A 23,617-nucleotide genomic window follows, 5' to 3' on the forward strand; every position below is an offset into this window, starting at 1 on the left:
TGCTGACGGGCTTCTTGCTTACGCCCCCTGCAGTTGGGGCAACAAGAGCTTGGCAATTTCGAAGTAGATGATGAGACCGGTACCATCGACCAGGGTGGCGATGAAGGGCGCCGACACTACGGCCGGATCAATCCTAAAGCGACGCAGCACCATGGGGATCACCGAAGCGACAGTGGCGCTCCACAGCACGATGGCGATGATGGTCAGGGTCACCACCAGTCCAATCTCGGGCCCAACCCCCAGGCTCCAGGCCCGCGCCCAGGCGGCCAGCGCGATGGCCAGGGAAATCAGCACACCGGTGGATAGCTCCTTTCTCAGCACCGAGCCCAGATTGCGCAGGCTCACCTCCCCCACCGCCATGGCGCGCACGATCGTGGTGGTGATCTGGGTGCCACTGTTACCGCCGGTGCCGATGAGCAGCGGAATGAAGAAGGCCAGGGCGATGACCGCTTCCAGCTGCTCTTCAAACGCCCGCAATACGGTGCCGGTGTAGGCTTCGGCCACGAACAGGACCAGCAGCCAACCTACCCGCTTGCGCCACAGCTGCCAGGGGGTCGCCTGCAGATAGGAGGTATCGAGGGGCGATGATCCCCCCTGCATCTCGGCATCCTCGGTGGATTCGCGCTCCAGAATGTCGGCGGCATCGTCGAGGTGAAAGATCCCCACCAGGCGCCCTCTATCCTCCACCGGCAATACCTGGAGGTCACGGTCGATCAGCAGGCGCGCCGCCAGCTCCTGATCCGCCCGTGCATTGATCCGCACAGCTTCCCTGTCCATCAGGGTCGCGACGCTCGCTTGGGGATCTGCGATCAACAGCGCCTTGAGGGAGATGCTCCCCAGGAGTTTGCCCTCCCCGTTGACGACGTAGATTTGGCGAAACAGCCTGGCGTTGTCCCAGGCATCGTGGAGCAGTTGCCGGGCCCGGCCTGCAGAGTCGGCTTCCCGCACCGCCAGATACTCCTGGCGCATGTTGGCCCCTACCGATTCGGTGGGCCAATCCAGCAGGGCCTCGTACATCTCCCTGGCCTGCGCCGGAAAACGCTCGAGCAGCCGGGGGCGATCCTTGCGACCCAGTTTGCGCAATATGGTCACCATCTCCCGACGGGGAATAGCCTCCTGCAGCACGCTGACGATGCTGCCATGCAACCTCAGCAGCAGGTTGCTGGCACTCTCCGCCGGCAGCGACCCCAGCAGGGCGCCCCCTTGCGTGACCGGCAGGGTGTCAAAGACACAGTTGAGCTCTTCGGCCTTCAGGGTCAGCAGTTGATCGGCGCGCTGGACCGGATCCAGATTGTGCGCCAGCCAACCCTGCAGGGCCGCCAGATCGAGCAGTTGATGACGATTGAGAAGGGTGTGTGTTTTCTTCATCACAGATATCCTCATGTGATTTCAGGCAAGCCTGAACACATCCGGCAGGGCGCCGGATGCGACGACAAGAAAACAGCAATTTGATTGACGAGTAATAGGCAGGAAATGACGCCGTTCGGCGTGTCATCATCCCCACGTACCAGCTTTAGCACTGCATAACGTATCCGGCATGCCGGAAGCCACTTGGGTTGACACCTTAATCCGATGAAAACTGTCCTGATCTTGGGCGTCTCTGGACGTCGTGAGATCAGTGGCCTGTGTTTATACAGGAGCCTCGCCTAACGAGATGCTGCAAATAATACGCACAACCCCTGTTGTGCGAGCGGCATGATCAGCCAATCGGCCAGAGGGGTCAACCCAGGGCGCGGCAAAAATAGCCATACGCAACAGCTTGTTACAATTGTCGGCGGATTGGGTGTAAGGCGGGATAACAAAAGGCCCCGAAGGGCCTTTTGTTATTTCATGCATCAGCGGATGTAGTCGAACAGGGTCAAGCGGCTTATCTTGCTGAACGAGAGCTGGGAGGCGCTCAGGGCGGCGTCCTCCTTGGCCAGAGTCGAGATCACATCGTAGAGATCCGCTTCCGACACCTTGGCCCGCGCCTCGGTATTGAGGGTGCTGAGCCCCTCGTTGGAGTTCATCACCTGCTCCAGGCTGTTCATCCGGCTGCCGAGATCCCCCAGCCCACGATCCATGTTGAAGCGGGCGTTGTTCATGTGCACGCTCGCGTCGGCCACCGACAGCTGGAAGTTCTCCGGGGTGATGGAAGGATCGCGCAGGTCGTTGATGAAGTTCGACATGCCGTTCAGGATATTGTCGTTTTGCGGCGGATCCAGCACCAGCTCCTGGGCGGCACCACCGGCCGGCAGATCCAGGGTCAGCTCCATCCCGTTGAAGGGGATCTTGTTACCCGCCACATAATCCCCAGACTGCACCGGGTTGCCTCCAGCGTCCAGAATCTCGTAGGTATCCGGGGTACCCGCCGTAGTGGTGATGGTGTACTTGTTGCTGGCGAGGGAAGAGTCGTAGTTATTGCGGTAGAAGCTGTCGAAGTTGCCCTGATCGGCAATCTCCACCTTGAGGTTACCGGTAGTGGCGCTGGCGGTACGGCGGGTGGCCACGATCTGGAACAACCCCTGGCCCGAGTCGTTGGCCGCGATCTCGACGGTGGGCGAGACCTGGATATTGCGCTGGCCCGTGTCTCCCTGAAACACATAGTTTCCACTCGCATCCTTGATGAAGGGCTGGTTCTTGCTCTGGTTGCCCCCGAAGATGTACTCCCCCTGGGAGTTCTTGCTGTTCATCAGGTCGAAAATCTGCTGTTGCAGCCCTTCCAGCTCGCTGGCGATGGCCTTGCGGTCATCGAAGCTGACCGCCGAGTTGTTGGCCTTCTGGATCAGGGTCTGAGCGCTCATCATGGCGGTGTTGATGGAGCTCAGCACCGTCTCCTCGTGACCCAGGCTGTTCTCCAGCAGACTGCCGTTGACCCCGTACTGCTTGAACAGGTCGATCTCCTTGGTGAGGGCCATCTTCTGGCTCATGCCGGAGGGATCCTCCCCCGCCGTCTTGAACTTGTTGCCGGTCTGCAACTGCTCATAGGCGTTGGCGATCCGCTCGTTGGCGTTGTTCAGTGAGCTGAGGCTGCGGTTGTAAATCATGTTGGTGGTGATACGCATGAACTTACCTCACGGAAGAGAGCAGGGTGTCGAAGATGGTCTTGGCCGTGCTGACCACCTGGGCCGAGGCGGCATAGGATTGCTGGAAGCGGATCAGATTTGCCGCCTCCTCCTCCAGGTTGACCCCTGACACGCTTTCGTAGATGCCGGAACTCTGGATAAGCTTGGCCTCGTTGGCCTTGAGCTGGGTGCGCGCCTGGCTGGTGTTGTTCCCCACCCCCATCACCAAGCCGGAATAGGCTTCGTTGAAAGTCATCTTGTCGTTGCTGGTATTGCCGCTGCTGCTCTTGCGCACCAAATCCTTGTTCTGCAGCTCGGCCAGCGCCAGGCCGTTGCTGTTGTCGGCAAAGCCATCCTCGTTGTAGCTGATGGTGAAGGTATCCTTGGGCTCGACCGTTCCTGTGATGCTGAACTCATAGCCCGGCGTCTGCTTGGGATCGCTGTAGACAGGCGTGCCCGCCGGGAAGGGGTTGACGATGGCCCCCATCAGGTTCTGCCCCTTGCTGGAGGCGGGAGCCACCCCGATCAGGGTGGTACCGTCCTTTGCGTAGACTTCGTAGTTGCCGGCACTGTCGATCTTGATGACCTGGGGCGCGGCCGGATCCAGATTGTTCGCGCCGAAGCTCGAACCGGTCCCGGTGTTGAAAATGCCGTTCAGCTTGATCTCGGCACTGCCAAAGTTGTTGCTGTCCTTGTCCCCCTTGAGGGGCGACGCCAGGGCCAGATCTTCGGGCCGGGTGATCAGTTGTTCCACCCCGGCCGCGGCGTGTTTGGTCGGTTGCAGCAACAGCTTGTCACCGGCAGCAGGCGCCCCGGTGAGATCCACCGAGAGACCATGGCCCGGGATCTCGAAGGTCGTCGGCGGTGTTGTGCCCGTGGTGATGGAGGTACGGTTGCCGTCCTTGTCCAGGGAGAACACCTCGTATCCGGTCGCGCTGCTGAACTGGATCTCGTAATCGAAGGTGGTCACTTCCCCCCCCTTGCCGGGCACGAAGTTGACCGTGGCCCCCGCCGTACCGGCGTTGTCGCTGTAGGGCAACCCCTTGCTGCTGGGCAGGGAGAAGATGTCGCCGCCGATCTCGTTGTCCAGATCCATGCCGAGGTGGTTCTGGCGGTTCATGGCATCGGCCATGGCAATGGCCAACTGGCCCAGCTCACGCTGGGTCGGCTCCAGATCGCCGCGGGCGGCAAACAGACCGCCCAGGGCGCCACCAAAGATGGTGTGGTCGATATCTGCCTCATTCTTGCCCATGGTCAGCTTGAGCTCCAGGGAGCGGGAGTCCGGATCGCCGGCCACCGTCTGGAACTGGGCCACGCCGCCGTCGAGCACCAGCGAGTGGCCGGTGCTGAGGTTGACCAGCATGCTGCCATTGGCCTGGGGCACGGTGCGGATGTCCATCTTCTCGGAGAGCTTGCGAATGGCCTCGTCCCGCTGATCGAACAGCATCAGGTTCTCTTCGGGGGAGCCCTGGGTGCGCAGGATGGCCTGGTTGAGGTCATTGATGCTGTTGAGCAGGCTGTTGACCTGCTTGGTCTCGTCCTCGATACGCTTGTTGATGGTATCCATCTGGGTGTCGAACTGACCTGAGAGGGTATGGAAGCGGTTCACCAGGTTGCCGAGTTCGGTCATGGTGGTCTTGCGCCCGCCAATCTCGGCAGGAGACTCGTTGGCGGTGTGAAACGCCTTGAAATAGGAGGTAATGGCCGTGCCGACGCTGTTGCTGGTATCCCCGAGCAGGCCGTCGACGGTGGAGAGCTGTTCAAAGCGGGTGGCGGAGGCGTGATAGGCCGAGGTGTCCCGGCGCATCTCCCCCTGGGCGTAACTGTTGATGACCCGCTCGGTCACCATGTCCCCCGTGCCCAATCCGATGGAATTGGTATAAACCAGCGTCCGTTCGCGCACATAGCCCTGGCTGTTGAGGTTGACTATGTTGTTGCTGGTCGTCTGCAGCAGGCGTTGCTGTGCCAGCACGCCCGAGGTACCAATTCCAAGCAGATCGCTTGCCATATGTTACAGCTCCCTTTCGTTGTATTGGGCTATGGCATCGCTGCGCAATACCTGTTTCAGTTTCCTGGCATAGTGGGGATCCGTGGCATATCCCGCCTGCTGCAAGGCTTCAAAGTAGCGGTCCGGACTGTCCACCTTGGCCAGCGCCCCCTTGTAGCGGGTGCCCGAGGTGAGGAAATCCACGTAGTCGTTGAAGCTCTCTTCAAACGATTCGTAAGAACGGAAGGCCGCCTTCTGGCGCGAGGCCACTCCCTGTTCATACTCCAGCGTGCTGACCACGGTTTTTGGCCCCTGCCAGCGCGGATCGGCCTTTATGCCAAACAGGTTGTGGGTTATCTGGCCTTCGCCATCCCGGATCACCCGCTTGCCCCAGCCACTCTCGAGGGCGGCCTGGGCCACCAGCACCGCCGGGCTCAGGCCCAGCTTGTCGGCCGCCTTCTTGGCCAGCGGCATCAGGCGGTTGACGAACTCCTGCGGAGTGTCAAAACCCTGGCTGCCATCCTGCGCAGTCGCGCCAGCGCTGTGTCTGGGCCCCATCGGGGGCACGGTGCGGTGAGTCCGGCGCGGCGCGGCAAGGTCACGTTTCTCTTGCGCCATCTCCTTTTCAGCAAAATCTTTGCCAACTTTTGAGGCTTCAATCAAATCGTTGGCGGCAGCGGTGGGCGGCTGATAGGGCTTGTAGACCCGCTCGGTACGCTGGGGCATCTTGAGGATGCGGCCATCGCTGTGGGTGAAGGTCTCGGGCGAAAGCTGTTTGGCCACCATGTTGGCCAGCCCCAGGCCCCCCTTGCTGGACATGTCGGCGACCCGTTGCTCGTCGAGCATCCCCTCATAGAACTGGGTATAGCTGCTGCTCATGGGGTTGTCCTGGGTCAGCACCTGGTTGGCCTGGCGCATCCCCTTGAACAGCATCTGGGTAAAGATGGACTCGAACTGACGGGAGGCGGCTTGCAGCGCTTCTGCTTTCCCCTCCTTGCTCTCGCTCTGGCTCATCTGGCGCAGGCGATCCAGGTTCTGGATATCCTGTACGACCCCGAGATTCATGCCGCTGTTGCTGTCAAATTCTGCCATTTTTCATACCTCATTGCCGCCCACGGCAACCCCTTGCCGCTTGTTACAATATGACCAGTTGGCCCTCGATGGCACCCGCCTGCTGCAGCGCCTCGAGGATCGCCATCAAATCGCCGGGGGCCACCCCGACCTGATTCACTGCCCGCACCAGATCGTCGAGGGTCGCGCCGGTATCCAGCTTGAACATGCGTCCCTCGGCCTGCTGCACATTGATGGTGGAGTTGTTGGTGACCGCCGTCTGGCCGCCGGAGAGCGGATTGGGCTGGGACACCTGCTGGTTTTCCGCGATGGTGACCGTCAGGCCGCCATGGCTGACGGCGGCCGGCTTGAGGCGTACCTCGCTGCCGATGACGATGGTACCGGTGCGGGAGTTGACGATGATCTTGGCCGCCTCGTTGGCCGGATCCACCTCCAGGTTCTCGATGGTGGCGAGATAGGAGACACGCTGGCCCGGATCCCGCGGCGCATAGACCTGCACCGAGGTGGCATCGAGGGCCAGGGCCGTGTTGGGGCCGACCAGATCGTTGACCACATCCGCCAGACGGCGGGCGGTAGTGAAGTCCGGGCGATTGAGGTTGAAGGTGATGGTATCCCCCTGGCTGAAGGAGTTCGGTACCTCCCGCTCCACGGTGGCACCATTGGCGATGCGCCCCACGGTCGGGGTATTGATCACCACCTTGGAACCATCGGCCCCCTCGGCCCCCAGACCGCCAACCACCAGGCTGCCCTGGGCAACCGCATAAACCCGGCCATCCAACCCCTTGAGGAAGCTCTGCAGCAGGGTGCCACCACGCAGGCTCTTGGCCTCGCCGATGGCGGAAACGGTCACGTCTATGGTCTGCCCCGGCTTGGAGAAGGGGGGCAGATCGGCATGGATGGCCACCGGCGCCACGTCCTTGATCTTGGGCTTGATGTTGTCCGGTACCTTGATGCCGAAGTTGTTCAGCATGGTACGGAAGGTCTGCTCGGTGAAGGCGTTGTTCTTCTCGCCGGTACCGGGCAGACCCACCACCAGGCCATAACCGATCAACTGGTTGCTACGCACCCCTTCCACCGAGCTGATGTCCTTGATGCGGGCAGCGTGGGCCGCCCCCAGGGGCAACAGGCAGCTGAGCAGGACCACAAGACGCAGTGACTTCATAAAATCTCCTAGAGCGGCCACCAGGGACCATTGAAAAAGCTGGTGAGCCATCCCTGCTCCTGGCTATTGGCCAGATCACCGGTGCCGCCGTAATAGATGCGGGCATTCGCCACCTTCTGGGAGGAGACGCTGTTCTCCGAGGAGACATCCTCGGGACGAATGAGACCCGTGATGCGGATATATTCGTTGCCGTTGTTGAGCATGATCCACTTCTCGCCCCGCACCAGCAGGTTGCCATTGGGCAGTACCTTGGCCACGCTGACCGAGATGTTGCCTTGCAGACTGTTGCTCTGATCCGCCTTGGCCTGCCCCTTGAAGGCGCTGTTCTGGCCGATGTTGGCGGAGAGATCGTAGGGGCTGGCCGTCACCGGCACGCCACCCAGGGTGACGGTATCCAGGTTGAACTTGTTGTCCTTGCCACTCTGGGTGTTGGCCTTCTTGGACGCCGAGGTCGATTCGGCGAGCTCGATGGTGATGATGTCACCCACCTTGTGCGCCTTGATGTCCGAATAGATGCCATTGACCTGATCCGGTTGAAAAATAGCTCCGGTGGGTTTGACCGATACCGGCTCCGACTCCCCGTAGACGGGAGAAAACTCGGGGTCATCCGGTCTGGGTGTATAGGGCGTGGACGAGCAGCCCCCCAGCACCAGTAATCCCAGCATCCATACGGCTTTCATTCTGGACCTCCTAATTAGGTTCGCTGGATCAGGAAGGACGTCATGGAATCGACGGCGGAGAGCACCTTGGAGTTCATCTCGTAGACACGCTGTGCCTGGATGAGATTGACCAGCTCCTCGGTCACGTTGACGTTGGAGGTCTCCAGCATGCCCTGTTTGATCACCCCGATCCCGTCAGCCCCAGCGGTGCCCTGAATGGCCGCGCCGCTGGACTGGGTCTCGACAAACATGTTCTCCCCCATCGGCTGCAGGCCGGTAGGGTTGACGAAATCCGAGATATTGATCTGGCCCACCACCTGGGAAGCGCCATCGCCCTTGAGCTGGACCGAGACCTGGCCATCCTCCCCCACGGTGACGCTCTGGGCATCCTGCGGGATCTGGATTTCGGGCTGCAGAGGATAACCGTTGCCCGGGGTCACTATGGTCCCCTCATCGTTCAGGGTGAACTGGCCATTACGGGTATAGGCGGCGCTGCCATCGGGCAGCTGGATTTCGAAGTAGCCGCGGCCGCTGATCATCAGGTCCAGCGAGTTGTCGGTGGTCTGGACGTTGCCTTGGCTGTGGTTCTTCTGGGTCGCCACCACCTTGGCACCGGCCCCCAGCATCAGGCCTGAGGGGAGCTCGGTATCCGCCGAGGAGCGGCCACCTGGCTGGTTGATGTTTTGGTAGAGCAGATCCTCGAAGATGGCCCGCGACTTCTTGAAGCCGACGGTGCTGGCGTTCGCCAGGTTGTTCGAGGTGACCGAGATGTTGGTCTGCTGGGCATCCAACCCGGTCTTGCTGATCCAGAGTGCAGGATTCATGTAAAACTCCTTGATTAGCTGATACGCAGCAGCTGGGTTTGGGCCTCGTCATTTTCCTCGGCCGTCTTCATGATTTTGACCTGGGTTTCGAACTGACGTTGCAGCCGGATCAGGTTGGTCATCTCGTCAACCACATTGACGTTGCTCCCCTCAAGGGAGCCGGCAATCAGGCCGACATTGGCGGAGGCCGCCTCGTTCTGGCCATCCTTGCGGCGAAACAGGCCATCCTGCCCTTTCTCCACCGCATCGGCGGCCGGGTTGACCAGCTTGATCCGCTGGAAATCCTCCGGCAGGTTGGCGGCGGCCCCTTCGGGACGGCCACTGATGGTGCCATCCCGGTTGATTTCGATCTTTTCCATTGGCATCGGCAGCACGATGGGGCGGCCACCGTCATCCACGACGTTGAGCCCGGTCGAAGTCTGCAGATTGCCCGTGGCACTCACCTGGAGGTTACCCATGCGGGTAAAAGCCTCTCCCCCCTTGGGGTCCTGTACAGCAATCCAGCCCGGGCCATCCACGGCCACGTCCAGATCCCGCCCGGTCGTCATCAGCATGCCGTGCTGCAGGTTCTGGCCCGGCCGCTCCGTCATGGCAAATACCCGTGACGGCAAGCCCTCGCCAAACGCCTGCATGCTTCTGGCCTGCTCAAAATCAGACTTGAAGCCGATGGTGTTGGCGTTGGCCAAGTTGTTGCCACGAACAGCCAAACTGTTCATGTTCTCCTTGGCCCCGGACATGGCGATGTAAAGCAGGTGATCCATGGGATCCTCCGTCAAACAGATGACTCTGAGGGGATAACTGCAATTTGGATGCCAACAGCGTAAATTTGGCTCGGTGACGGGATGATTTGCGGATAGTCGAAGGCGGGACAGAAAAGCGCGAGGCGCCTAAAGGCGCCTCGCTATCAGAGAGATCAGCGGATCTGCAATATGGTCTGCTGCAGTGAGCTGTTGACTTCCAGCGAACGGGAGTTGGCCTGGAAGTTGCGCTGCGCCGTGATAAGGTCCACCAGCTCGTTGGTCAAGTCGACGTTGGACTGCTCCAGTGCCGACGACTTGATGCTACCGAAAGTACCCGAGTTGGGCGTACCGGGCAGAGCGGCGCCAGAGAGCAGGGATTCGCGCCAGGAGGTGTCCCCCACCTGGGTCAGCCCCTGGGAGTTGGCAAACTTGGCCATGGCCACCATGGCGACCTTGACCGTAGTTGCGTTGCTGTAGGTGGCGGAGACGATGCCATCCGGGGTGATTTCGACCTTGGTCAGGCGACCGACGGTGGAACCATCCTGTGTCAACTTGTTGACTTCGAACGGAGAGGCATACTGGGTGACGGTGCCCAGCTTGATCTCCACCTGCTGGGTCGGATCGGCGCCGTTGGTAATGATGCCGGCACCACCGGCCCCCAGCGCTTCGGTCGTGATGACGGCAGGGCTGGTCGGGGTGATCATCTTACCATCGGCCCCAAACTGGATCTTGGCCCCCTGTGGCGCCTGGTTCAGGCCGGTGGCCATGGTCGGGGCAGTCCCCCCCACGATATCGATGGGCTTGTCCCCTTCATACAGGTACATGCGCCAGGAGGTGGGATCGGCCGGCTTGGTCAGATCGGCCGGATCGGCCTCCTTGATAAAGTACTGGGTGATGGTATGGGGTTCACCCAGCGAGTCGTAAACCACCACGGAAGTCGAAGAGGAGTAGGTTTTCGAATCTTTCGGATCAAAGGTCGAGGCATCCGCGGCAGCATTACCCGCCGGCAGCGGGGTCGCGGTTGAAGGCAGGTTGAAGCTCGCCTCTATCTTGCTGGTCTGCACCGGCTCACCGGCCCGATCCGGGATCTGGATCGGCTTGGTCGCATTGATGCTCACCGCCTTGGGGGTGCCATCATCGTTGATCTCGTAGCCTTGCAGATAGTGGCCCTGGTTATTGACCATGTAGCTGTTTTCGTTGAGCTTGAAAGCCCCGGCACGAGTGTAGGTGCGATCCAGGTTGGTCAGCCCGTCCGAGGTCACGAAGAAACCGTTGCCCTGGATGGCCAGGTCCAGCGAGTTGTTGGTGAACTGCAGCGCCCCCTGGTGAAACTGCTGCGCCACCGCACCGGTCGCCACGCCGTTGCCGACCTGGGTCTTGGCGTTGACGAAGATGGAGTTGGCATAGACGTCAGCAAACTCGGCACGTGACTCCTTGAAGCCGGTAGTGTTGACGTTGGCGATGTTGTTAGCGGTGACGTTAAGGTCTTTCTGTGCCGCGTTGACACCACTTAAAGCGTTGTTAAATGACATGTTCAGCTCCTTAAATCACTGCTGAGGAATTAGGTGTAGTTGGTTGCGTGGGGGTTGTTTCAGGTTTGCTCTTGGTGCCGGAGATCTCCAGGATATCCGTCAGCAGGATGGACCCAAGCCCTTTGAGTTGTACCCGGGTGGGAGAAGCCGAGCTCCCCAGGGTCACACTCTCTACCTGGCCGTAAGTTAGTGCAGGTATGCTCTCCGATTTGCCACTGGCATCGGTACCACTGACTTTGAACTTGTATTTGCCGGCTGGAGCAGGCTTGCCATCCTTGTCGGTACCATCCCAGGTGAACGGCACGTTGCCCTGCTGCTCACCATTGATGACGAAGTCCTTGATGACCTGACCCTTTTCATCCTCAACCGTGATCTTGAGGTTGGAAAGCTTTTGCCCACCGACGGCCGCCACACCGGAAACCTGGCCATCTGTATCGAGATAACCAGTATCCGAGGGAATAAGGACGCTCTGCCCCACCAGAGACGACGCCTGCAGCGCCTGGCTGGAGGTCATCAGGTCGTTGAGGCTCCCCATCTGGGTCGACAGCTGGTTGATGGCATCCGACGTCGACATGGAGGTCATCTGCGAGAGCGTTTGGGCGTTATCCACCGGTTTGAACGGATCCTGATAAGAGAGCTGCATGGTGAGCAGTTTCAGGAATGACGCCTGATCCAGCTCTTTCTTCGGGGTCGTGCTCGAGCCCGATGTCTGGCTTGTCGTACTGACCCCGCCCAGCGTATTGGTGATATCAACCATGTGACAGCACTCCTATCAAGATTTGCCCAGGTTCAACGTCTGCTGCAGCATCTTCTTGGCCGAATCTGCAACCTGAACGTTGGTCTGGTAACTGCGCGAGGCGTTGATCATGTCAGCCATCTCTTCCACCATGTTGACGTTGGGCTTGAAGATGAAGCCGTCTTTGTCCGCCATGGGATGGTTGGGGTTGTACTCTTTGAGCAAAGGAGCCTTGCTCTCGACTATCCCCTTCACCTCAACGCCGACTGACCCCTGTTTATCCGACATGGCCTGGTCAAGCTGGGCGGCAAAAATTGGCCGCCTGGCATGGTAAGTTGCCTCCACACTCGAACTGACGCTGTCTGCGTTGGCCATATTGCTGGCCACAGTGTTGAGTCGTACCGATTGGGCACTCATGGCCGAGCCTGCTATGTCAAAGACCTTGAACAAACTCATCACTGATCTCCTTTCAGGGCCTTGAGCAGGCCGCTGATCTTGCCATTCATGAATTCGAGGGAGGTTTGATACTCAAGGCTATTTCGCAAAAACTCGCTGCGCTCCTGCTGCACATCCACCGTGTTGCCATCACCGGTATCAGGTTGCAGCGGGTTGCGGTACTGCACGGTTCCCGGCGCATCCATATTCAGGGCAAAGTGCTTTTCACTGGTGGTCGCCAATCCAAACCCCTGTTGATGCTGGGCTTCCTGCAACGCTTGAGCGAAATTGAGATCCCTGGCCTTGAAACCCGGGGTATCCGCGTTGGCAATGTTGCTGGACAGCACCTCTGCCCGTTTGGCACGCACGCTAAGGGTGTATTGGTGAACCCCGAATGCCTTGTCGAATGAAATAGCCATAGCACACCTCCTGCTTGGAGTATTTGTTAGCAAGAGCTATGCCAGAAAGGTTTCATATCAATAGAATGCCCAGACAGGCAATCCCCGGCTTGGCGGTGGGTCGTTCAAGGAGGCAGGCATACTGTCAGTCACGATCAAGCGCAGACAGGTACAGTCAGATAAAAAAATGAGGGAAGCTGTCGCTTCCCTCATTGATGATTCATATGATGCGAGAGGATCCCGCAAACCCTTGGATGGCGAGCCTCCAAGGCCTATTTGACCTTGTAGACAATCCCCGGATTGCAGCGGATCATCTCGAACCTGTCGGTCAGCCCGGCCAGCGACTCAGACGCCCCCAGCATCAGGTAACCACCCGGGTTAAGGCTGGTGGCAAACTGGTTAAGGATCTTCGACTTCACTTCCGGCGCAAAGTAGATGAGTACGTTGCGGCAGAAAATAATGTCAAATTTGCCGAGCAGGCTGTAGCTCTCCAGCAGGTTGAGCGGTCTGAAGGTGGTCAATTTTCTGACTCGCTCGACCACCCGCATCTTGTTGTCGCCACAGGGCTCGAAAAACATCTTCTTGCGCTCGGGAGAGAGGCCGCGAGCCAGCGCCAGGCTGTCATACACCCCTTCCTTGCACTGGTTAAGCATGGTGGTCGAAATATCGGTTCCCACGATCTGGACGCCGCCCGGCAGGGTGCCCGGCTTTTTCATCTGCTGCTCCAGCGCCGTCATGGCTATCGAGTAGGGTTCCTGTCCGGATGAAGAGGCCGCAGACCAGATTTTAACAGGGCGGCCACTCTTGCCCAGTTCGGGAAAGATCTTGTCGGTCAACAGCTGAAAGGGGTAGGTATCGCGAAACCAGAGGGTTTCGTTGGTGGTCATGGCATCCACTACCGCCATTTTCAGGTCACGCTCTCGCACACTCATTGCACGGGTAACCAGATCAGACAGACTCTCAATGCCAAACTGAGCCATCAAGGGTGAAAGACGGCTCTTCACCAGATACTGTTTGTTATCGCCCAGCACAATCCCGCTCTGTATCGCCAGAAAATTGCTGAACTGTTTGTATAAGTCGTCCGAAAGTGTCTTCATGCAGCTGTTCTTCTTTTATCAGAGTGCATTTTGTACGGCCTTGGCCAATTCATCGGGCTGAAACTTGGCAATAAAATTGTTCGCACCGACTTTCTGCACCATTGCCTGGTTGAATACTCCGCTGAGGGATGTATGCAGAATAACATGCAAATCCTTGAGGTTGGGATTATTCCGGATTTCAGCCGTGAAGGTATAACCATCCATTTCCGGCATCTCTATATCCGAAATGACCAGTGCAATCTGATCCTTGATCGGGCCATTTTTGGCCATCTCCAGCAACATGTTCAGTGCATCCCGACCATCTTTGGCCAGCACGCACTCCACCCCGATAGCCTGCAGCGCACGCTGCACCTGCTTGCGAGCAACAGAGGAGTCATCGGCCACCAGCACGGGACGACCCAGTGTCGGGTGTTCAACGCTCGCTTCCACCAACTCTTGGCTCACTTCAGTTGAGACAGGGGAGATCTCGTTCAGGATGCGCTCTACATCCAGTATCTCGACCAGCTCCCCATCCACCTCGGTGACGGCCGTCATGTAGTTGATACGACCCGCACCTTTGGGGGGGGGCAGAATGGACTCCCAGTTCATGTTGATGATGCGCTCGACCGAGTGCACCAAGAATCCCTGAATGGAACGGTTGTATTCAGAAATGATGATGAAACACTTGCTCAGATCTTCGATGGGACGTTTGCCCATCGCCATGCTCAGATCGATGACCGAAATGGTCTGGCCACGAATGTGGGCGACCCCGCGAATGCAGGAATTCAATTTGGGCATCACGGTCAGAGGGGGACACTGCAGCACTTCACGTACTTTGAATACGTTGATGCCAAATCTTTGACGACCATTGAGACGAAACAACAACAACTCCAGCCGGTTTTGTCCCACTAGCTGGGTGCGTTGGTTGACCGAGTCCAGAATACTGGCCATAAACACTCCCTAAAAACGCTTGGCACTGTTCATGCATGCGTAATGGATTGCGTCAGACTATCGATGTAGAAACGAACAAATCCTGAAGCAATCATAGTTAATTTGGTGATATGCGTGGATAACTTATCGACCAACGAGCGAAAATGATTAATCGACTTTTACTCATCAGCCTTTTTTTCGGCAGCATCTCCTCCAGCTACGCGTCGGACGTCACGGATTACCTGCAAGAAAGAGCGCAAGAATTCGTCTACGAGCAACTGGCTGTGCCGCTTGATGCCAGGGCGGAGGTCACTGCAGCGACCCTGGATGAACGTCTCCCGCTGACCCGTTGTGAAGACAGCCTGACCATCTCCCTCCCGGCAAAAATGGAAATTCGCCGTAATACAACAGTTTACATGAAGTGCGAGGAAGACAAACCCTGGGATGTCTATTTACCTGTGCGGGTGAGCATCCAAAAACCCTATGTCACCGTCGCCAACCCGGTCGCAAAGGGGGATCTGCTGACCGAAAGCCAGCTGGTACTGGCCTATCTGGATCAGACTCTGATCCGGGGCGACTACCTCAGTGACACCACTGCCCTTATAGGTGTGCGCAGCAAGCGAGAACTCAAGCCGGGACAACCCGTCCGGTTAAGTCAGGTCTGCGTGGTGTGCAAAGGGGATCAGGTCACCCTGACCGCAGAAAATAACCACTTTGAAATCAAAACAATGGCCCGAGCCTTGCAAGATGGCAGCTTCGGAGAGATCATCAGGCTCGTCAACATTCGCTCCGGTAAAACCGTGCAGGGAAAGGTCAGCGCAGTGGGTGCCGTCACGGTCACTTTCTAATATCCGGATCGTCGACAACTTTTTTCTAAAGTTCTGACCTGGCGTACCGATAAACAGGTAAGCAAACCTTAAAGCAGACGAAGGTAATCAAAATGGCCATCAACAATATCAACAACTTGGCGAACAATCGGTTGCAAAATACCGGTAACAGCCAAGGAACAGGCAGCAAATCGGTTGCCTCTTCCCCCGACAATAAGTCCACGGCGGTCAGACAGGATTCTGTCTCCCTGACCAACGAGGCCCAGCAATTGCAAAAGATGCAACAAAACCTCAATGCGGCCTCGACCGGCAATGAGAGCAAAGTCGAACGCCTGAAAAAGGCCGTTGCCAGTGGCGAGTACCAGGTCAACAATGAAGCGGTTGCCCGCAAGATGTTCAGCTTCGAAACCAACCTGGATAAAATGCTGGGATGATGGACCTGCCTTCGTTACTGCACACTCAGGATGACTACCTCACCCGAATGCAAGGCATTCTGGAAGAGGAGTTCAACCTGCTCAAACAGCATCAGGCACTGGCCCTGCCTGAGCTGAGCGAGCGCAAACAACAGCTGCTGAGCGCCATTGAGGCACTAGACAAGACCTTGGCAGCGTTGCCTGATCTGGCGCAGCAGCTGGCTGCCTATCCAGACCAGATGGTACAGCTGCGGGAAAAACTGGATGCCTGCCAGAGCCAGAATGACATAAATGGTCGCCTGCTCGAACTAAGCATCGTATCGAATCGCCGCCTCGCCGGCTTCTTGAGCCAACTGCGCGATCGCAACAGCCTCACCTATGACGCCAAGGGCAATACCCGCTCCGGGACCCGCTCCTACGGCATCAAGGCCTGATCTCCCCATCAGGCCTTTTGCATTTCTCCCGCTTGGCTAGAGCACCAGTCTCAGCAATTCCCTTCCGTCCGTACAGGCGTTGACCGTCAGTACGCCAGCGTCATAACGGCCATAACTGGCCGGCAAGTCGCCGCGCGGAAAACAGATAGACCCCGGATTCATCAAGATGCGCTCCCCCTGCCACTCCAGCACGGGCACATGGGTATGGCCGCTCAGAAACAGACTGCCCGCCGGCAAGGCTATGTCATCGGGATGATAAAGATGACCGTGGCTGACAAACCAGCGCCGCTCATCGACCAGCAACTGGTTGTAGGGGGCGGTAATGGGAAAACGCAGCAGCATCTGATCCACTTCCGAATCACAGTTACCTCTGACGGCCAGGATCTGCGGCGCCAGGCCGTTGAGCCGGTCGGCAACCGCGGCCGGGTTATACCCTTCCGGTACCGGATTGCGCGGCCCGTGGTTGAGCAGATCCCCCAGCAGCAGATAGTGATCCGGCTGCCAGGACTCGAGCTGGGTCAGCACCCGCTCCAGGGCGATGATACTGCCGTGGATGTCGGAAATAATGGCAAGTTTCATGAAATGCTCCTCACTGCGGGCTGAAATAGAGATCCTTGGTGGCAATCGCCCCCTTCAGATTCTGGCTCGGTAATCCGCGCAAAGCGGGATCGACCAGACGCATCTGATTGTAGTGGTAGACGGGAATGACGGGCACCTCGTCGACCAGCAACTGTTCGGCATGCTGATAGAGCGCGCGCCGGCTCGACGCATCCAGGGTGTTGGCCGCCTGCTCCAGCAAAAGATCAAAGTCGGGATTGCAGTAACCGCTCTCGTTGCGCACGTCCTGGCAGCGGAAGCTGTTGAGCATGGCGGAAGGCTCCACGTAATCACCGAACAGGAAGGAGCGCGCCACCATGAAGTCACCGCTGTCCTTCGCCACCTGATAGGCCGCCCACTCCATGTTGTTGAGTGTCACCTCCACCCCCAGCGGCTTCCACATGGCGGCGACCGCCAGAGCCAGCTTCTTGTGGTTCTCCGAGGTGTTATAGGTCAGGGTCAGTTTGAGGGGACGGGCGCGGCTGTAACCGGCCTCGGCCAGCAGCTCGGCGGCTTTGGCCAGTCGGGTCGGTTGATCCAGTGACGCCTGCGCCGGATGCAGGGCGTCATACCCCGGCATCTCGGGTAGCAGGGACCAGGCAGGCTGCTCGCCCTGGCCACTCACCTTGTCGGTCAACAGAGTGCGATCGATGGCCATGGAGAGCGCCCGGCGCACCCGCACATCCTGCAACTCAGGGCGGCGCAGGTTGAAGGTATAGAGATAAGTACCCAGCAGCGGCAGACCCCAGATCCGCTCGGGGGTGGCCTGCTTGATCTTCTGGTAATACTCGAGCGCCACCTTGTTGGTGAGCTGGATCTCCCCCGCTTCGTAGCGCAGCCGCTCCGCATGCTGGGAGGCGAGCGGCAGATAGGTCACTCGCTGGATGCGGGTATGGGCGTCATCCCAATAGTGGGGATTGCGCTGCGCCTCGAGCCGTTCGTTGGGCACCCAGCTCTCGAGCTTGTAGGCGCCGTTACTGACCAGCTTGCCGGGCTGGCTCCACTGCTTGCCAAAGCTGGCGATGGCCTTCTCGTTGACCGGCACGAAGGGGCGCTGGCTGATGAGCTGCAGGAAGTAGGGTACGGGACGTTCCAGCGTCACCTTGAGGATCTGATCGCTCTCGGCCTCCACCCCCAGCATATCGGGCTCAAGCGCCCCGGCGTAAATGGACTGGGCGTTGTTGATGCCGGTCGCCAGCAGAAGGCCCGCGGAAGGGGAACCTTGCGCCGGATCCAGCAACCGCCGCCAGGCGTAGACAAAATCCCGGGCCACCAGCGGCTCGCCGTTGGACCACTTGAGCTGAGGGCGCAGGAAGAAGCGCCACACCAGACCATCGTCACTGGTCTCCCAGCGCTGGGCCTGGGCGGGCACTATCCTGCCCTGGCCATCTTCATTGACCAGCCCCTCGAACAAATCCACCAGCACCACTTCGCCGGGAAAGCCGGAGCGCACCTGGGCAGGGTCGAGTGATTCGGGTTCGGCACTATTGCCCTTGACCAGGGTCTGCCTGTCGGAAAGCTGAGGCTGCTGCTCAACCGGGGTAGCGTGTGCCAGCGGTCCGCTCAACACACCAATCAGGAAGGGGGAGAGCCAGCGTCGTGTCAGCCCGGGGGAAAAACCATACCGCATTACAACAACCTCGAATAAACCACCTGCAGGGGGGAAGGCCGACGGCGCGCCTGATGAATGCCTGATGCCGCCCTTGTTATCCCCGAAAACGCCCCGTATTGTATCGGGCTTGCCCGAGAGATGGAGTCTTTCGGGTTAATTTTTTCAGGAGTTTTGTATGGGGTATGAATGGCTGGCCCTCGCTTCGGCCAGTTTGTGGGCAGTGGCCGCCCTGATTTCGGTCACACCGGCCCGCCATCTGGGAGCATTTGCCTACAGCCGCTGGCGCATGTTCCTGGTCACCTTGATGCTCGGTACCATGAGCCTCTTCACCGGTGGCTGGCAGACGCTGTCGACCTCCACCCTCCCCTTGCTGGCGCTCTCCGGGCTGGTCGGCATCTTCATCGGGGATACCGCCCTGTTCGCCTGCATGAACCGGCTGGGCCCCAGACGCAGCGGTCTGCTGTTCTCCTGCCATGCGCTCTTCTCCGCCCTGCTTGGCCTGTGGCTGTTCAACGAGCAGCTCACCGGCTGGCGACTGCTGGGGGCCTTGCTGGTATTTAGCGGGGTGATGCTGGCGATCCTGTTCGGGCGACGTTCGAGCAGCGCATGGGAGCAGATCCGCGGCAGCCTGGCCGTGGGCATTGGCCTTGGCCTGACTGCCGCCCTCTGCCAGAGCGTGGGGGCCATCATTGCCAAGCCGGTGATGATGAGTGGCGAGGTGGACGCCGTGAGTGCCTCCGGGATCAGGATGGGCAGCGCTCTGCTGGCCCACTGCGCCCTGCGGCTGGTGCGCCTGCCCCTGGCCATGCCCCTCAAACCCGTCACGCCGCGGATCCTCGGCATGATCGCCGTCAACGGCTTTCTGGCGATGGCCCTCGGGATGACCTTGATCCTGGTGGCATTGCGTGAAGGAGAGGTCGGCATGGTCGCCATTCTCTCCTCCACCACCCCTGTCATCCTGTTGCCGCTGCTCTGGTGGCACTCGGGGGAGCGCCCCTCTGCAGCTGCCTGGGGCGGCGCCCTGCTGGCCACCTTGGGCACGGCGCTGGTGCTGGGCGTCAGTACGCTCTGACGCCCGAGACTTGACGCGGCGGGATCAGAACCGGGCGATCTCGTCGGCAGTCAATTCACGGTATTCACCGGGAGCCAGGTCATCATCCAGTTGCAGGCCGCCAACTCGCTCCCGGTGCAGGCCGATCACCTTGTTGCCGATGGCGGCAAACATCCGCTTCACCTGATGGTACTTGCCTTCGTGGATGGTCAGACGTGCCTCGCACTCACCCAGAATCTCCAGCTGGGCAGGGCGGGTTTTCTCGGTCTCGCTGCGCAGCAACACCCCTTCGGCAAACAGCGCGACGGCATCCGGGCTCACCGGATCGGCCAACCAGACGTGATAGGTCTTGGCACACTCGTGGCGCGGCGAGGTGATGCGATGGGACCATTGACCATCGTCGGTCACCAGCACCAGGCCTGTGGTATCGAGATCGAGTCGGCCCACCACGTGCAGCTTGCCCATGGCGGGTTCATCCATCAGGAAGAACACGGTCGGATGATCCGGGTCGTCGTTGGAGCAGACATAGCCTTCCGGCTTGTGCAGCATGAAGTAGCGGTTGCGCCGATCCAGGGTCAGGGTGACACCGTCGAACTCAATCTGGCTCTCTTCATTGATGTGGAAGGCAGGCTGCTTGACCACAATCCCGTCCACCATCACCTCTCCCTGGCGGATCAATTTGCCCGCGAGCGAGCGGGTCAAATCGGAACAATCGCAAATAAATTTATCAAGCCGCATTCACAACCTCGGAGTCCAACAACGAAAGGGGCGTCATTATATCGGGCAGGGGCGACAACGCCACCGTTAAGGCGTGCGCAATTGTGACGAAGCCATTATCCGATGGTACACTGCAACGGTGCGGTTCATTGGCACGACCCCATAATAATAAAAGTCAGGAAGCACCATGAAGTCTCAAGCATCCTATCCCGTCATTCCCGTCAACAAACTCAAACCCGGCATGTATGTCATCGCCATCGCCAGTCAGACAGGCGGGATGGAGATTGCCCAGATGGGACTGGTGAGCAACCAGGCGCAAATCGACCATCTGATCCAACTGGGGGTACTGACGGTGCGTATCGATCTGGCCCGCAGCAAACTGGGCAGTGCCGACAGCGACGCCCTTGCTGCGCCGGATCCCGGCACCAGTACCACCCACGGCGAGCGCCATCTTCGCGGCAGCGGTGAAGGACGGGAGCTGAAGATCCGTCGCCTCTATCAGGAGGCCCGCGAACTGCAGGGCAAGTTCATCCGCCATCTCAAGGCTGGTGAACCCATCGACATCACGCCGCTGGCGGAAGTGGCCGAGGAGATGGTTGACACCATGTTCACTCACGGTGATGCCATGCTCTGCCTGGCTCGCATCCGGGCCAAGGATGCCTACCTGATGGAACACTCCATGAACGTGGCCATTTTGCTGGCCAACTTCGGCCGCTATCTGGGGCTGGAGCGCAGCGTTTTGAAGGAGTTGACCCTGGGGGGACTGCTGCACGACGTGGGCAAGATCATGACCCCGGACGAGGTGCTGCACAAACCGGGGAAATTAACCGACGAAGAGTTCGCCATCATGCGCCAGCACGTGGTGCACAGTTACGGCATCCTGAAAAATACCAAGGGCATCACGGCCACCATGCTGGAGGTGGCCGCCAATCACCATGAGCGACTCGATGGCAGCGGCTATCCCCGCAAGCTGAGGGGGGATCAACTCTCCCTCCATACCCGCATGAGCTGCATCGTCGATGTGTACGATGCCATTACCGCTGATCGGGTTTATAAAACCGGCATGCAGCCGACCCAGGCGTTTCGCATCCTGCTCAAGGGGATCAACCAGCACTTTGATGCCGAGCTGGTCACCAAATTCATCAAATGCATGGGTGTCTATCCGGTGGGTACCCTGGTCATGCTCTCGAACCAGCGGCTGGCCATCGTGATGCAGCGCAACGAACAGCAGCCGCTCAAGCCGGTGGTCAAGGTGATCTATCATGCCACCCAGCGCCATTACCTCGAGGTGCAGTGGCTGGATCTGGCCAAAAGCAACGTGCAGGAGAGCATCGAAAGCACGGTCGATCCGAAAGAGTACGGCATCAACCTCGCCAACTTCTTCTGACGTTCCCCCGGCTTGTCAGGACTGGCGCTGGCTGCCGAGCCAGTGCTGGATCAGAAACTCCTCATCCAGCGGCGAGAGATCAAAGCGCAAGCTGACCTCTTCAATCGCGGCGATATCGTATTCGTGATGCTCGCTGAGCCAGCGCACCGCCCGGCGCAGATCCTCGCCATGGGGGAGAAGCAGATGATCGCTCATGGGATACCTCCGACAAACCCGATGGTGGCCATCCAGATTGGCCACCTTCTTCCAGTCTAGTCGGCCGGCGACACGTCCCCTCCCCTGTCACTCCTTTTCGATTCAGCGGCCGAAGGCGCGCTGCCAATCCTGATCAAATTTGACCAGCGCCGCGTCCACTGCCGGCACATTGAGCAGTTGTTCCGCCACGTCGAGCGGCAGAGTGATGGACTGGCAACCCGCCAGCAGGCAGTCAAGGGCCTGACGCGGGGTGCGGAAGGAAGCCGCCAGCACCTTGCTCTTGGGGGCGTGCAGCGCCAGCAGTTGCTGCAGCTCCTGCACAGTGGCGATGCCATCGCCCCCCTGGGCATCCAGCCGGTTGACATAGGGCGCCACGTACTCGGCCCCGGCCACCGCCGCCAGCCAACCCTGCAACGGGGTATAGACGGCAGTCCCCAGGGTCGGCACCCCGTTGGCTGTCAGGGTCTTGATGGCCGCCACCCCCTCTTCGCAAACCGGGATCTTGACCACCAGATCCCGATCCAGCTCCCGCAGCGCAAACGCCTCGCGCACCATCTCGGTCTCGCTCTTGGCCATCACCTGAGCAAACAGCCGCCCCTTGGGCCCCAGCACCTCGCGCAGAGCGGGCAGCAACTCGGGCAGCGGCATACCACCAGCAGCGGTGATGGAAGGATTGGTGGTGACGCCAGCCAGCGGCAGGATCCGTGACCAACGGCGCACCGCGGCCACATCGGCGGTATCGAGATACAACTCCATCTCTGACTCCTTTAGGTTGGGGTGTTCAATCTGCCGTCATTCTAGCGATAAAACATCCACAAAACTCTTGATCAAAATCAAATCAACTTTCGAATGAAAGCAAATAAAATAAAAACAAAAGGAGGCGGTATGATTTTCGACCTGCAACGTTACTCGACTCACGATGGCCCCGGCATTCGCACCCTGGTGTTTCTCAAGGGGTGTTCCCTGGCCTGTCGCTGGTGTCAAAACCCGGAAAGCCGCTCTCCCAGACCGGACATCCTACTCGACCGGCGCCAATGCATCGAGGGATGCCAGCTCTGCAGCCAGGCCTGTCCGGCAATCTTGCGTGACACCCGGGGCATTCAGCTGGATCGTGCCGCCCTCGCTAAGCAGGACGTAGAGCGACTGCGCGATCTCTGCCCGAGCGAAGCGCTGCAGGTGTGCGGCCGGGAAGAGAGTCTGGAGAGCCTCATGGCTACCATCTTGCGGGATCGCCCCTTCTTCGAGCGCAGCGGCGGCGGGGTCACCCTCTCTGGTGGCGAGCCCTTCATGCAGCCCGACTTCGCAGCCGCCCTGCTGGCCCGCTGCAAACAGGAGGGATTGCATACCGCGGTGGAGACCTGCCTGCACGTGCCCTGGCACCAGATTGAGCCAAGCCTTCCCCACCTGGATCTGGTGCTGGCCGACCTCAAACACGTCGACCAGGCGCGTTTCTTCGAGTGGACCCTCGGCAAGGTGGCACGGGTGCAGGATAACCTCAAACGCCTCGCCGAAACCGGTATTCCCATGCAGATCCGGGTGCCACTTGTTCCCGGTTTCAACGCCGACGAGGCCAGCATCGCGGCCATCGTCGACACCGCCGCGAGCCTTGGCAGCGTGCAGGAGATCCACTTTCTCCCCTACCACACCTTGGGAATGGGCAAATATGCCCTGCTGGATCAGCCCTATCAGGCCCCCAGCCAACCCCTGGATGCCCCCGAATTGCTCGCCTTTGCCCATGATTGCGCCCGGCAACGGGGGCTGACCCCCATCACCCGGGGATAGGCACACCA

General features: G+C 59.4%; 25 protein-coding genes and 1 riboswitch. Of the genes, 6 read left to right on the top strand and 19 right to left on the bottom strand.

Annotation, left to right across the window (positions count from 1 at the left end; genetic code table 11):
* Positions 1-18: 18 nt before the first annotated feature.
* The 14 genes from mgtE to ACB028_RS00820 form a co-directional block, all read right to left on the bottom strand.
* On the bottom strand, positions 19-1,368 hold the full coding sequence (gene mgtE / locus ACB028_RS00755; RefSeq protein WP_371143244.1) for a magnesium transporter: 1,350 nt from the start codon (positions 1,366-1,368) through the stop codon (positions 19-21).
* Positions 1,369-1,491: 123 nt separating this feature from the next.
* A riboswitch (M-box (ykoK) riboswitch) is annotated at positions 1,492-1,661 on the bottom strand.
* Between the two features lie 174 nt (positions 1,662-1,835).
* Entirely contained in the window at positions 1,836-3,044 is a 1,209-nt protein-coding gene (gene flgL, locus ACB028_RS00760) for a flagellar hook-associated protein FlgL (protein WP_124238183.1), read from the bottom strand.
* Between the two features lie 4 nt (positions 3,045-3,048).
* Positions 3,049-5,052: a flagellar basal body rod C-terminal domain-containing protein gene (locus ACB028_RS00765; protein WP_371143245.1), complete on the bottom strand. Its 2,004-nt coding sequence runs from the start codon at positions 5,050-5,052 to the stop codon at positions 3,049-3,051.
* 3 nt (positions 5,053-5,055) lie between these two features.
* Entirely contained in the window at positions 5,056-6,123 is a 1,068-nt protein-coding gene (flgJ, locus tag ACB028_RS00770; protein ID WP_042025444.1) for a flagellar assembly peptidoglycan hydrolase FlgJ, read from the bottom strand.
* A gap of 43 nt (positions 6,124-6,166) precedes the next feature.
* Entirely contained in the window at positions 6,167-7,264 is a 1,098-nt protein-coding gene (locus tag ACB028_RS00775) for a flagellar basal body P-ring protein FlgI (RefSeq protein WP_371143246.1), read from the bottom strand.
* An 8-nt stretch (positions 7,265-7,272) separates the two neighbouring features.
* Positions 7,273-7,944: a flagellar basal body L-ring protein FlgH gene (flgH, locus tag ACB028_RS00780; protein WP_026456464.1), complete on the bottom strand. Its 672-nt coding sequence runs from the start codon at positions 7,942-7,944 to the stop codon at positions 7,273-7,275.
* Between the two features lie 14 nt (positions 7,945-7,958).
* Complete coding sequence (gene flgG / locus ACB028_RS00785; RefSeq protein WP_026456463.1) at positions 7,959-8,747, bottom strand: flagellar basal-body rod protein FlgG; 789 nt, start codon at positions 8,745-8,747, stop codon at positions 7,959-7,961.
* Between the two features lie 14 nt (positions 8,748-8,761).
* On the bottom strand, positions 8,762-9,508 hold the full coding sequence (gene flgF, locus ACB028_RS00790) for a flagellar basal-body rod protein FlgF (protein WP_026456462.1): 747 nt from the start codon (positions 9,506-9,508) through the stop codon (positions 8,762-8,764).
* A 152-nt stretch (positions 9,509-9,660) separates the two neighbouring features.
* Positions 9,661-11,019 (bottom strand): flagellar hook protein FlgE, encoded by a 1,359-nt coding sequence (flgE, locus tag ACB028_RS00795; protein ID WP_026456461.1) that lies wholly within the window; start codon positions 11,017-11,019, stop codon positions 9,661-9,663.
* 10 nt (positions 11,020-11,029) lie between these two features.
* The gene (locus ACB028_RS00800) at positions 11,030-11,776 is read right to left on the bottom strand and encodes a flagellar hook assembly protein FlgD (protein ID WP_371143247.1); all 747 of its coding nucleotides are present in this window, start codon (positions 11,774-11,776) and stop codon (positions 11,030-11,032) included.
* A 15-nt stretch (positions 11,777-11,791) separates the two neighbouring features.
* The gene (flgC, locus tag ACB028_RS00805) at positions 11,792-12,211 is read right to left on the bottom strand and encodes a flagellar basal body rod protein FlgC (RefSeq protein WP_026456459.1); all 420 of its coding nucleotides are present in this window, start codon (positions 12,209-12,211) and stop codon (positions 11,792-11,794) included.
* Entirely contained in the window at positions 12,211-12,609 is a 399-nt protein-coding gene (gene flgB / locus ACB028_RS00810) for a flagellar basal body rod protein FlgB (RefSeq protein WP_026456458.1), read from the bottom strand. The genes flgC and flgB overlap by 1 nt, the downstream gene beginning before the upstream one ends.
* A 251-nt stretch (positions 12,610-12,860) precedes the next feature.
* Entirely contained in the window at positions 12,861-13,685 is an 825-nt protein-coding gene (locus ACB028_RS00815) for a protein-glutamate O-methyltransferase CheR (protein ID WP_042025440.1), read from the bottom strand.
* Between the two features lie 18 nt (positions 13,686-13,703).
* Positions 13,704-14,615, bottom strand: coding sequence for a chemotaxis protein CheV (locus tag ACB028_RS00820; RefSeq protein ID WP_042025439.1), 912 nt, complete (start codon positions 14,613-14,615; stop codon positions 13,704-13,706).
* Positions 14,616-14,758: 143 nt separating this feature from the next.
* Between ACB028_RS00820 and flgA the strand changes: the two genes are divergently transcribed.
* The 3 genes from flgA to ACB028_RS00835 all read left to right on the top strand — a co-directional run bounded on the left by flgA (position 14,759) and on the right by ACB028_RS00835 (position 16,268).
* A complete protein-coding gene (flgA, locus tag ACB028_RS00825) occupies positions 14,759-15,442 on the top strand; it encodes a flagellar basal body P-ring formation chaperone FlgA (RefSeq protein WP_124239744.1) in 684 nt (227 codons plus the stop codon).
* Positions 15,443-15,534: 92 nt separating this feature from the next.
* Positions 15,535-15,855 carry a flagellar biosynthesis anti-sigma factor FlgM gene (flgM, locus tag ACB028_RS00830; protein WP_371143248.1) on the top strand — a complete coding sequence of 107 codons (321 nt, stop codon included), beginning with the start codon at positions 15,535-15,537 and terminating at the stop codon, positions 15,853-15,855.
* Positions 15,852-16,268 (top strand): flagella synthesis protein FlgN, encoded by a 417-nt coding sequence (locus ACB028_RS00835; protein WP_042025436.1) that lies wholly within the window; start codon positions 15,852-15,854, stop codon positions 16,266-16,268. Before flgM ends, ACB028_RS00835 begins: the two co-directional genes overlap by 4 nt.
* Before the next feature lie 36 nt (positions 16,269-16,304).
* Here ACB028_RS00835 and yfcE read toward each other — a convergent pair whose 3' ends face one another.
* Entirely contained in the window at positions 16,305-16,847 is a 543-nt protein-coding gene (gene yfcE / locus ACB028_RS00840) for a phosphodiesterase (RefSeq protein ID WP_371143249.1), read from the bottom strand.
* Between the two features lie 10 nt (positions 16,848-16,857).
* Entirely contained in the window at positions 16,858-18,495 is a 1,638-nt protein-coding gene (locus ACB028_RS00845) for a peptide ABC transporter substrate-binding protein (protein ID WP_371143250.1), read from the bottom strand.
* Between the two features lie 157 nt (positions 18,496-18,652).
* On the opposite strand from ACB028_RS00845, the gene ACB028_RS00850 reads away from it, so the two are divergent.
* Positions 18,653-19,549 (top strand): DMT family transporter, encoded by an 897-nt coding sequence (locus ACB028_RS00850; protein WP_042025434.1) that lies wholly within the window; start codon positions 18,653-18,655, stop codon positions 19,547-19,549.
* A 24-nt stretch (positions 19,550-19,573) separates the two neighbouring features.
* Here ACB028_RS00850 and rsuA read toward each other — a convergent pair whose 3' ends face one another.
* On the bottom strand, positions 19,574-20,266 hold the full coding sequence (gene rsuA / locus ACB028_RS00855; RefSeq protein ID WP_225632947.1) for a 16S rRNA pseudouridine(516) synthase RsuA: 693 nt from the start codon (positions 20,264-20,266) through the stop codon (positions 19,574-19,576).
* 166 nt (positions 20,267-20,432) lie between these two features.
* Between rsuA and ACB028_RS00860 the strand changes: the two genes are divergently transcribed.
* Positions 20,433-21,632, top strand: a complete 1,200-nt coding sequence (locus tag ACB028_RS00860) for an HD-GYP domain-containing protein (RefSeq protein ID WP_371143251.1) — start codon at positions 20,433-20,435, stop codon at positions 21,630-21,632.
* Between the two features lie 15 nt (positions 21,633-21,647).
* Here the strand turns inward: ACB028_RS00860 and ACB028_RS00865 are convergent, their stop codons facing one another.
* Entirely contained in the window at positions 21,648-21,827 is a 180-nt protein-coding gene (locus ACB028_RS00865) for a hypothetical protein (protein WP_026457583.1), read from the bottom strand.
* 102 nt (positions 21,828-21,929) lie between these two features.
* Entirely contained in the window at positions 21,930-22,583 is a 654-nt protein-coding gene (fsa, locus tag ACB028_RS00870) for a fructose-6-phosphate aldolase (protein ID WP_026457584.1), read from the bottom strand.
* 129 nt (positions 22,584-22,712) lie between these two features.
* Between fsa and ACB028_RS00875 the strand changes: the two genes are divergently transcribed.
* Positions 22,713-23,609 (top strand): glycyl-radical enzyme activating protein, encoded by an 897-nt coding sequence (locus ACB028_RS00875; protein WP_026457585.1) that lies wholly within the window; start codon positions 22,713-22,715, stop codon positions 23,607-23,609.
* Positions 23,610-23,617 lie beyond the last annotated feature (8 nt).

This window comes from Aeromonas sp. S9(2024), from assembly GCF_041403185.1.
GTDB lineage: Bacteria > Pseudomonadota > Gammaproteobacteria > Enterobacterales > Aeromonadaceae > Aeromonas > Aeromonas enteropelogenes.

Coding starts and splice junctions, on each gene's coding strand:
- mgtE (WP_371143244.1), bottom strand. CDS start 1,368: ATGAAGAAAACACACACCCTTCTCAATCGTCATCAACTGCTCGATCTG.
- flgL (WP_124238183.1), bottom strand. CDS start 3,044: ATGCGTATCACCACCAACATGATTTACAACCGCAGCCTCAGCTCACTG.
- ACB028_RS00765 (WP_371143245.1), bottom strand. CDS start 5,052: ATGGCAAGCGATCTGCTTGGAATTGGTACCTCGGGCGTGCTGGCACAG.
- flgJ (WP_042025444.1), bottom strand. CDS start 6,123: ATGGCAGAATTTGACAGCAACAGCGGCATGAATCTCGGGGTCGTACAG.
- ACB028_RS00775 (WP_371143246.1), bottom strand. CDS start 7,264: ATGAAGTCACTGCGTCTTGTGGTCCTGCTCAGCTGCCTGTTGCCCCTG.
- flgH (WP_026456464.1), bottom strand. CDS start 7,944: ATGAAAGCCGTATGGATGCTGGGATTACTGGTGCTGGGGGGCTGCTCG.
- flgG (WP_026456463.1), bottom strand. CDS start 8,747: ATGAATCCTGCACTCTGGATCAGCAAGACCGGGTTGGATGCCCAGCAG.
- flgF (WP_026456462.1), bottom strand. CDS start 9,508: ATGGATCACCTGCTTTACATCGCCATGTCCGGGGCCAAGGAGAACATG.
- flgE (WP_026456461.1), bottom strand. CDS start 11,019: ATGTCATTTAACAACGCTTTAAGTGGTGTCAACGCGGCACAGAAAGAC.
- ACB028_RS00800 (WP_371143247.1), bottom strand. CDS start 11,776: ATGGTTGATATCACCAATACGCTGGGCGGGGTCAGTACGACAAGCCAG.
- flgC (WP_026456459.1), bottom strand. CDS start 12,211: ATGAGTTTGTTCAAGGTCTTTGACATAGCAGGCTCGGCCATGAGTGCC.
- flgB (WP_026456458.1), bottom strand. CDS start 12,609: ATGGCTATTTCATTCGACAAGGCATTCGGGGTTCACCAATACACCCTT.
- ACB028_RS00815 (WP_042025440.1), bottom strand. CDS start 13,685: ATGAAGACACTTTCGGACGACTTATACAAACAGTTCAGCAATTTTCTG.
- ACB028_RS00820 (WP_042025439.1), bottom strand. CDS start 14,615: ATGGCCAGTATTCTGGACTCGGTCAACCAACGCACCCAGCTAGTGGGA.
- flgA (WP_124239744.1), top strand. CDS start 14,759: ATGATTAATCGACTTTTACTCATCAGCCTTTTTTTCGGCAGCATCTCC.
- flgM (WP_371143248.1), top strand. CDS start 15,535: ATGGCCATCAACAATATCAACAACTTGGCGAACAATCGGTTGCAAAAT.
- ACB028_RS00835 (WP_042025436.1), top strand. CDS start 15,852: ATGATGGACCTGCCTTCGTTACTGCACACTCAGGATGACTACCTCACC.
- yfcE (WP_371143249.1), bottom strand. CDS start 16,847: ATGAAACTTGCCATTATTTCCGACATCCACGGCAGTATCATCGCCCTG.
- ACB028_RS00845 (WP_371143250.1), bottom strand. CDS start 18,495: ATGCGGTATGGTTTTTCCCCCGGGCTGACACGACGCTGGCTCTCCCCC.
- ACB028_RS00850 (WP_042025434.1), top strand. CDS start 18,653: ATGGGGTATGAATGGCTGGCCCTCGCTTCGGCCAGTTTGTGGGCAGTG.
- rsuA (WP_225632947.1), bottom strand. CDS start 20,266: ATGCGGCTTGATAAATTTATTTGCGATTGTTCCGATTTGACCCGCTCG.
- ACB028_RS00860 (WP_371143251.1), top strand. CDS start 20,433: ATGAAGTCTCAAGCATCCTATCCCGTCATTCCCGTCAACAAACTCAAA.
- ACB028_RS00865 (WP_026457583.1), bottom strand. CDS start 21,827: ATGAGCGATCATCTGCTTCTCCCCCATGGCGAGGATCTGCGCCGGGCG.
- fsa (WP_026457584.1), bottom strand. CDS start 22,583: ATGGAGTTGTATCTCGATACCGCCGATGTGGCCGCGGTGCGCCGTTGG.
- ACB028_RS00875 (WP_026457585.1), top strand. CDS start 22,713: ATGATTTTCGACCTGCAACGTTACTCGACTCACGATGGCCCCGGCATT.